The following is an 8,470-nucleotide window of genomic DNA, read 5'->3' as shown; positions in this document are numbered from 1 at the left end:
TTGCTGGTGGCGCGCTCACACCCGCCAGATTCAGCCACATTCCCATAAGTCCAGAAGAAACTAATTGCAGCATATTAAAACAGTTGACTCTCAACTATCTATATTGCCATCTTGTGATGTCATTGCGGTCGCTTTTGGTGTGGATCGATCGCATTCGCCATATCGGTTAGAACACAAACTCGACTTTTTGGAAAAGTCGGGTTTGTGTTCTAACAATTTTCAATTTTAGTAATACCTAAATTTTCTCGAATAAATCTAGTCGATATTGAGGATTCGTGAGGCTGGTGAGATGTTTTAAGCGATGCGACTGACTAGTTGTTAACGCTATAAAAGCATCATGTACCTCATCGCCAGTCAGTGGTAATATTCTTGCATCGGCAATCCAATGAACTATTAATAAATGTCCTGAAGATTGCAATCGATCGAGCATTAAATTTTGAGCTATTCTGAGATCTTCCCAGCACCAATAATAGCCAACTTCCGATAAGACGATCAGATCGAAATCGGTAGGAGAAAATTGCTGAGGTACCGACATGAGTTGAAAATCGATATTATCCCGATGCGCGCAGCGAGTTATTGCCTGCTCTTGGGCGATCGTCGAGACATCTACAGATAACAACTTTTGACATTTACTAGCTAATTGCTCGGTTAAAATGCCGATCGAACCGCCGATTTCAAAGCCCGACTGATAGCGATCGCGAGGTAAAGCCGCCATCGTCGCAGCATATTTTTGAGCCTCATATTCACTAGTTGCAAACTGCCACGGATCGGGATCTTTTTGATATAGAGCCTCGAAAAAGTCTGTAGTTAACGATTGCGATTTAGCTGGATTCATATAACTTCCTCAAAATAAACTTCCCACGGACGGGTAAAATTAGTCAACATTTCGGCACTCAAACAAAATCCGTCGGGGTCGTCATCGATTAGTTGACCTAGTTGCGATCGGTAGACAGCGATCGCCTGAATTTTCTGAGCTAATACCGATTGAATATCCAGCCGCCAACCATTAATTCGACTCAGATTTGAGACTGCTTTTTGCTGTCGGGTATCCCAGTCCCAAATTGGATATTCAATAATCTGGGGTGTAATGCCCAAACTTAAAACTGCGGCTTGAATCAATTGCCAACTGGCTCGATGATCGGCATGAGGATCGCATCGCCACGGGAGAAAAATTGTATCGGGTAAAGTCGCTTGTAAATAGTTGCGACACAGAGCTTTTGCTTGGTGGAAAGTGGGCGAAGTTATGGTCGGTACCGCGCCATCTTTGAGCTGTAAAAATGAGATCGCATTCGGTTCAACGCCTAAGATGCCGAGTGCGGCAATCGTTTCTTGCGATCGAATCGATTGGAGCAAGGGGGCTGGATATTTTTGGGAATTAGGGTGAGAACCAGTACCATCGCTGATGACTAAGACTTTGACTCGATAACCTTTGTCGCATAGTAAGGCGATCGCCCCACCGCAGCCTAGTGTCTCATCATCGGGATGGGGCGCAACAATAACGACTCGCTGCCGATCGATCGCGCTCAAATCTCGCAGGGGTAAGGTTTCTGGGCTAGACAATAGCAACCCTGCATCGTCCGCATGGCTCTTGGGGATCGGCAATTGATGAATTACCCCGAATTGAGGACTCAGGCGCATTTGATTAAATCGTTGGCGTAGCCTCTCAGAATGAGAATCGTCATCAGGCGGCTCGTCGGTACTAGAACTCGCGGGTGAATCTTTCATTGTTCCAGAGTGAATCGGTGACGGGGGTTTGGAGTGCATACCGCCCAATATTGGCGATCGAAGCATCAAAAGCGGGTTGACGCAGGTAGAGAGTCAAATCGCGAATAATCCGCTCCAGCGGGTGTGGGGGCAATAATCCGCGCGTACCGACAGATCGAGCTGTGAGTTGGATCGTATCCAGACAAATTTGTTCGATCGCCGTCCGCACCATATTGGCGTAGGCGACTAGAGCTGTAGCCTGGGGATGTGCGATCGCCGGATCGCCTGCAAAGATCGGGTGATAGCGTTCGATTTGGGTGGCGGCTCCTTGGAGCCATAGCTGTCCGCTTTCGATCGCGATCGCCATTTGCCCAAACCGTTCTTCTTGATAAGGATCTTTAGTTCGATCGATCTCTTGCAAAAATTGTCGCGCCGCATCAAATAAAGCTGCCGCACCACCAAGCTGAACGGCGGCAAATCTGACCACCCCAGCACTCAACCACGGCTGTTGATAATACTGCCCCGGCTGCCCGATTAGTGCGCTCTCATCAACAATAACGCCCGTAAAATCTACCTTATAACTCGCAGTCGCCCGCATTCCCGCAGGTTGCCACCAGCTCGGATCGGCGATCGTCTCCACCTCATCCATCGGGACGATACACAGTTGCCACTCCCCACTAGGCAGCATCCCACCAATAAATGGTCGATCGACACAGCCACACCCCGTTGCGAAGGTTTTGGCACCTTCTAGGCGATATTTACCCCCACCCAGCGGCATTATCTTCACACCATCATCGGCTTCGGCATTCCAAACGCCGAAAATTTTGTGACGATCGCACACATCTGCCGAATATGTTTCAATCTGGGCGGGGGTACCAAAAGTCTGAAGCAGTTGCAACGCATTGACATGACCTTCATAAATCCGTCCCACCGCCAAATTGGCACGCCCGATCGCCTGTAAGATCGTTAGCAATTCCCCGATCGAATTCGCATCGATACCTAGCCCCAATCCACCCAATTCTCGCCGGAGGGGTGCTGTTAGTAAACCCGCTTTGGCAATTAACTCAAATTCTCGTTCTGGAAAGGCACCATTTCGATCGATCTGGGCGGCATTTAGACTACAAAATTTGGCGACTTCATGTGTCTGGGCGATCGCCTCGATGATTTCGAGTTGGTACGCTGCCAATTTAGCAGCTAAAAATGATGGTGCGGCTACAGGTGTGACGGTCAAAACTTTCTCCTTGGCTGGTATCGATCTTACAAGTCATTACTTTATATATTTATCAGTAATTACCAGATTTTTGGCTCTATCTAATGAGATAGTTGTGGCATTCGAGGAGGTTAACTTTTGTGAGTTGGTGCGATGTAACCATGCTCTACCGAATCTCGCTTGCGAAACCGCGATTTGCCAGCAGCGGCGGTGGTTTTTACCAGAATATAGAGAATCGGCACCAAAAATAGACTCAAGAAAGTTGCTAAAAACAACCCACCAAACAATGCCGTTCCTAACGACCACCGACTGCTAGCCCCGGCACCCTCGGATAGTACCAAGGGTAAAAAGCCCAGCAACGCCGCAAAAGAAGTCATCAAAATCGGTCGCAACCGTTCTTCCCCAGCTTTGACGGCGGCGCGGGTGTAGCTCATCCCTTGCTGCGTGAGTTGGTTGGCAAATTCGACTACCAAGATCGCATTCTTGGCGGCTAACCCGATGAGGGTCACTAAACCCACCTGACAGTAAATATCATCCACCACTTTGGGGAACAGACTATCTGCCATAAAGATGTTGGTGCGAATCCAAATCGCCGTCATTGCGCCTAAAATTGCCAGAGGGACAGTCAGGAGGATAATCAGCGGGTCGGTATAGCTCTCGTATTGTGCTGCTAACACTAGAAATACAATCACGATTGCCAGCCCGAAAATTAAGCCTGTCGCGCCGCCGGAGGATTTCTCTTGGAGATAAGTCCCCGTCCATTCATACCCAAATCCTTGGGGTAAGGTGGTTTTGGCGAGTTGTTCCATCGCTTGAATTGCTTGCCCCGAACTGGCACCTGGAGCGGGACTGCCCTGGACTTTAATCGCTCGGTATAAGTTATAGTGCGAGATGGTTTTTGGCCCGACGAAGGGGGTAATCGTCACGAGGCTGCTCAAGGGAATCATGGTGTTGGTGGTGGTGCCGCCAACGGTGACGTTATTCGATCTCACGTATAATTTACCAATATCGTCGGGATTAGCGCGAAACTTGCCATCGGCTTGGAGATAGACGCGATACTGGCGTTGTCCTTGGACGAAGTTGTTGACATATTGCGAACCGAGATAAGTTTGCAAGGTGCCGAAAATTTGGTTGACATCGACATTTAGAGCTTTAGCCTGGTTGCGATTGACTTGGATGTCAAATTGGGGTGTATTGGCAGTGAACTGAGTAAAGACACGTTGGAGCGAGGGATTTTTGTTGGCTGCGGCAATGAAATTTTGGGTAGTTGCGACCAAAGTTTCGATCGGAGCTGTCCCAGTCCGATCTTGAATTAGGAACTCAAACCCGCCAGTACTACTCAATCCGCGTACTGGCGGTGCATTTACCGCCAAAACTCTGGCTTCGGTAATACCCGCAAGCTTTTTATTAAGATTACCGAGCAAACCATACACCGACTGAGTTTCCAGCGTGCGTTCCTTCCACGATTTAAGGCTGACAAATCCTAGTCCCACGTTAGATGCACCACCATCAAACCCAAAACCACTAATCAAAAACGTCGCTCTGACTTCTGGAATTACTGCGACTTCCTTGGCAACTCGATCTAAAATTCCGGTAGTATATTGTAATGACACTCCATCGGGAGCTTGGGCAATTACAAAAAAGTAACCCTGATCTTCTTCAGGAATAAAACCCGTCGGGATCAGCCTGTACATAAAACCCGTGGCAATTAAACCCGCAATAAACACGCCTACCACCAGCAATTTAGCCCCTGTCAGGAAGCTCACAAAGCCGACATATTTGCGGGTAGACCAACTAAATCCTTGATTGAACTTACCAAAAAACCAGCCGACAGGCCCCCGTGCAGGGCGATTGGGACGCATAATTAAAGCGGCGATACTCGGTGAAAAAGTGAGCGCATTAAAAGCCGAAATCGCGATCGAACATGCCACCGTGAGGGCAAACTGTCTGAAGACAATCCCACTCGTACCCGGAATAAACGCCACTGGGATAAACACCGCCATCAATACCAATGATGTCGCCACAATCGCCCCCGTCAGCTCGTGCATCGCCTCAATCGCTGCCTCCAAGGGTCTCATCCCTTGTTCCAACTTCACGGCTACTGCCTCTACCACAATAATCGCATCATCGACCACAATCCCGATCGCCAGCACGAACCCAAATAATGTCAGCGTATTAATCTGAAACCCTAATACCAGTAAAGCCGCACACGTCCCAATTAGCGATACCGGAATTGCGATCGTCGGAATAATTGTCGTGCGCCAGTCTTGCAAGAAGATAAAAATCACCAATACCACCAACACGATCGCTTCTGCTAAAGTGTGTAGCACCTCTTCGAGCGAAATTTCTACAAACGGAGTCGTATCGAAAGCGACTTCAGCTCTGAGTCCTGGCGGAAAACTCCTAGACAAGGTTTCGATCTGCGCTTCCACCGCCTGCGCCACCTTCAATGCATTACTCCCAGGCAATTGATAAACCCCCAAACCTACCGCTGCCTTGGGCTGTTGCCCTGGTAACGTAAATTTAGCATTAGAATTATAGTTTTCTGCCCCTAACTCGACCCGACCCACATCTGAGAGCTTAATTAACGAGCCACCCGTGCCAACTTTTAGCACCAAATTCTCAAATTCCGAGACATCTTTGAGCCGACTAGTCGCCCGTAATGAAAATTCATAACTTTGATTACTAGGTGCGGGTTCTTTCCCAATTGCCCCCGCACCGACTTGAATATTTTGCTCTTGCAAAGCAGTAGTAATATCTTGCGGTGTCAACCGATTTTGGGCCAATTTATTCGGATCGAGCCACAATCGCATCGCATATTTACGTTCCCCAAAAAGCCGCACGCTGCCAACTCCGGGGATGCGCTTAACTAGATCGAGTACATACAAATCGACATAGTTGCTCAAGAAAATATTATCGTATTCGGCATTATCCGCAAAAAAACCATACACCAGTAATAAACTAGTAGAGGCGGTCTCAACAGTTACCCCCGTCCGCTGTACTGTATCCGGTAACTGCGGTGCAGCTAAAGCCTGCTTATTCTGAACGTTGACTTGGGCAATGTCTGGATTGATATTTGTGGGGAAAGAAACGGTAATGTTACTGAAACCATCATTACCCGTATTAGAAGAGATATACGATACATCTTTAACACCATTAATTTGACGTTCGATAATATTGGTGACGGTATTTTCTGTCGTCTGAGCATCTGCACCAGTATTACTCGCAGTAACATTTATTTGCACCGGAGCCAAATCTGGCAACTGCGAAATCGGCAAGAGCGGCATTGCAATACTTCCCAACAGCAGGATAATAAATGTACAAACCGTAGTCAAAACTGGCCGTTTGATAAATGTATTTACAAACATTGGTTAGGTGTTAGGTGTTAGGTGTTAGGTATTAGGTGTTCCCCTGTCAATGCGAGTATCATCTTACTTTTTACTCCTTACTTCTTACTTCTTACTCTCATTAGGGGGCCAACGGATCGTTAACCACGTCAGCTAAATCGGCAGATTCGAGCAGACTTCGCCACTGCGATGTCACTTGTGGATTGTTGGGTTGGAGACGGTGTAAATTGGCTAGAATCGTTAATGCATCTTGCCAAATTTCGGCTTCAGCGTAAATTTCGGGCACTTGCGGGCGGTTAGACGATCGATCTTGAAGTGAAGTTTTCTGTAGCTTGGCACTAAGCTCGGCATCGGGGGCGACTCGCCGAATCATTCCCGTCGTGCGGAAATAGGCTGACTCTGCCTCATTATTGCAGGGGAGAGTCGCCGACCATTGATAATCTCGATCGAGCGTCAATGGTGCTGAGTTTGCAGTCGATGGTAAACTAATTGCGACGATCTGACGCTTGCCGACGATTGGCAATTTTGTTTGATACACGATCGTCCCTTCATACTTTAACGTAAATTCCAGCGGAGCATTATTGGGCAATCGAGCTGGCACCCTGAAAAATAACGTAGGATAGCCCTGTGTGGTCATTGAAATGCTATCTGGAGGCACTAGTGCCAGCAGAGGATCTCGCGGACAATTTCCCCGCGTTGCAGCGGCTTCTCGACGCAGCGGACTGCCGACGGTGGGAACTTTATAGCGTTTTGCCGCCCACCGTGCGGGGATACCTTTGGCGATCGCGACAGGCGGTAGAATATTAGTAGTAACTAGGACTAATGCGATCGCCAGTCCCCAGCGAACATGGTAGAACATAAAAAATCTATCGAATTTGGCGATGGCAAGGCATTCAGCAACCACGCACCAGCGCAATTACAATCCGTCCGTTCGGACTTAGCTACCATATAGATGAATCAGTTCGATGGTTTGATGTTCCAACAATGTTGGGGTCGCGTTGGCGAAGCCTATCGGAACGATAATCGCCACACTCCCGTGGGAGTAAGATACACATCAATCGTCACGAACATCATGGGCAAGATCGGTTACGATCGAGATGAGATCGAATGCCTCAACCAAATAATTCCATTTAGTTTAGTAAACATATGTCTGAATCTTTAACACTCAATCCCGCCAATGTCGAAACCGTGCTCGATACCCTCAGACCTTACCTGATGGCCGACGGTGGTAATGTAGAATTGGTAGATATCGACGGCCCGATCGTCAAGCTTCGGCTCCAAGGTGCTTGTGGATCTTGCCCTAGTTCGACAATGACGCTCAAAATGGGCATCGAACGGAAACTATGCGATATGATTCCCGAAATTTCTGGTGTAGAACAAGTTTTCTAACTAATCTGGGATGGGGGTAATCTAAATGTTTTAAATTGACTTTTTACCATTGCCCCTGTCCCTAATATTAGTAATCATTCAACCCTCGGCAATCTTACGTTTTGCTTGTTGCCAGAGCAGTTCTAATTCTGCAATCGAATAATCTGTCAATGGCCTGTCGATCTGTCGTTCCATTTGTTTAATGCGATCGACAAACCGCTGATTAGTACCGCTCAATCCCCGATCTGGATCGAGCTTGCACCACCGACCGAGATTGACGATCGTAAATAATAAGTCGCCTAATTCCGATTCTTGATGGGCAATATCTTCAGTCGCGAGTGCTGCTTTAAATTCGCCCAACTCTTCGGCAAACTTTTCCCACACCCCATCGATACTTTCCCATTCAAACCCCACCGTTGCAGCTCGATTAGATATTTTCATCGCCGCAGTTAGGGGCGGCATTTTTTCAGTATAACTACTTAATTTATCGCTGAGTAATTCGCTCGTGCGACCCTTTTCAATCGCTTTAATTTCTTCCCAATTAGCGCGAACTTCCGCAACATCAGCAACCCGAACATCACCGAACACATGTGGATGACGGCGGATTAACTTCGCACTGATACTCTGAGCCACATCTGCTAAGGTAAAAGCCCCCGCTTCGCTGGCTAATTGCGACTGCAATACTACTTGCAGCAATAAGTCTCCCAATTCTGACACGATCGCGTCTCGATCGCCACTGCGAATCGCGTGTACCGCCTCATAAGCCTCCTCAACGATATAAGGAGTCAAACTATCCGGTGTCTGCGCCAAATCCCAAGGACAACCCCCATCGGGATCTCGC

Annotated in this window: 8 protein-coding genes; 2 read left to right on the top strand and 6 right to left on the bottom strand. The window is 47.9% G+C overall.

What is annotated here, in order from left to right; genetic code table 11:
• Positions 1 to 235: 235 nt before the first annotated feature.
• The 5 genes from Q0R35_RS18275 to Q0R35_RS18255 form a co-directional block, all read right to left on the bottom strand.
• Complete coding sequence (locus Q0R35_RS18275) at positions 236 to 835, bottom strand: SAM-dependent methyltransferase (protein WP_295621867.1); 600 nt, start codon at positions 833 to 835, stop codon at positions 236 to 238.
• Complete coding sequence (locus Q0R35_RS18270; protein ID WP_295621864.1) at positions 832 to 1,725, bottom strand: PIG-L deacetylase family protein; 894 nt, start codon at positions 1,723 to 1,725, stop codon at positions 832 to 834. The genes Q0R35_RS18275 and Q0R35_RS18270 overlap by 4 nt, the downstream gene beginning before the upstream one ends.
• Positions 1,700 to 2,935: an acyl-CoA dehydrogenase family protein gene (locus Q0R35_RS18265; RefSeq protein WP_295621861.1), complete on the bottom strand. Its 1,236-nt coding sequence runs from the start codon at positions 2,933 to 2,935 to the stop codon at positions 1,700 to 1,702. Before Q0R35_RS18265 ends, Q0R35_RS18270 begins: the two co-directional genes overlap by 26 nt.
• A 110-nt stretch (positions 2,936 to 3,045) precedes the next feature.
• The gene (locus Q0R35_RS18260) at positions 3,046 to 6,282 is read right to left on the bottom strand and encodes an efflux RND transporter permease subunit (protein ID WP_295621859.1); all 3,237 of its coding nucleotides are present in this window, start codon (positions 6,280 to 6,282) and stop codon (positions 3,046 to 3,048) included.
• 100 nt (positions 6,283 to 6,382) lie between these two features.
• Entirely contained in the window at positions 6,383 to 7,120 is a 738-nt protein-coding gene (locus Q0R35_RS18255) for a DUF928 domain-containing protein (protein WP_295621857.1), read from the bottom strand.
• Between the two features lie 93 nt (positions 7,121 to 7,213).
• On the opposite strand from Q0R35_RS18255, the gene Q0R35_RS18250 reads away from it, so the two are divergent.
• The gene (locus tag Q0R35_RS18250) at positions 7,214 to 7,423 is read left to right on the top strand and encodes a hypothetical protein (RefSeq protein WP_295621854.1); all 210 of its coding nucleotides are present in this window, start codon (positions 7,214 to 7,216) and stop codon (positions 7,421 to 7,423) included.
• Positions 7,408 to 7,650, top strand: a complete 243-nt coding sequence (locus Q0R35_RS18245; RefSeq protein WP_015162508.1) for a NifU family protein — start codon at positions 7,408 to 7,410, stop codon at positions 7,648 to 7,650. The genes Q0R35_RS18250 and Q0R35_RS18245 overlap by 16 nt, the downstream gene beginning before the upstream one ends.
• 78 nt (positions 7,651 to 7,728) lie before the next feature.
• Here Q0R35_RS18245 and mazG read toward each other — a convergent pair.
• The coding region (gene mazG / locus Q0R35_RS18240; RefSeq protein WP_295621851.1) for a nucleoside triphosphate pyrophosphohydrolase at positions 7,729 to 8,470 on the bottom strand (742 nt) is incomplete at its 5' end.

It is taken from the genome of Chamaesiphon sp. GL140_3_metabinner_50 (assembly GCF_025361915.1).
Classification (GTDB): domain Bacteria; phylum Cyanobacteriota; class Cyanobacteriia; order Cyanobacteriales; family Chamaesiphonaceae; genus Chamaesiphon.
The sequence above is the reverse complement of the archived record's forward strand: the minus strand, read 5'-3'. Positions and strand labels throughout refer to the sequence as shown.

Bases quoted from the DNA above. Each gene is read 5' to 3' on its own strand.
- Q0R35_RS18275 (WP_295621867.1), bottom strand. From the start codon at position 835: ATGAATCCAGCTAAATCGCAATCGTTAACTACAGACTTTTTCGAGGCT.
- Q0R35_RS18270 (WP_295621864.1), bottom strand. From the start codon at position 1,725: ATGAAAGATTCACCCGCGAGTTCTAGTACCGACGAGCCGCCTGATGAC.
- Q0R35_RS18260 (WP_295621859.1), bottom strand. From the start codon at position 6,282: ATGTTTGTAAATACATTTATCAAACGGCCAGTTTTGACTACGGTTTGT.
- Q0R35_RS18255 (WP_295621857.1), bottom strand. From the start codon at position 7,120: ATGTTCTACCATGTTCGCTGGGGACTGGCGATCGCATTAGTCCTAGTT.
- Q0R35_RS18250 (WP_295621854.1), top strand. From the start codon at position 7,214: ATGAATCAGTTCGATGGTTTGATGTTCCAACAATGTTGGGGTCGCGTT.
- Q0R35_RS18245 (WP_015162508.1), top strand. From the start codon at position 7,408: ATGTCTGAATCTTTAACACTCAATCCCGCCAATGTCGAAACCGTGCTC.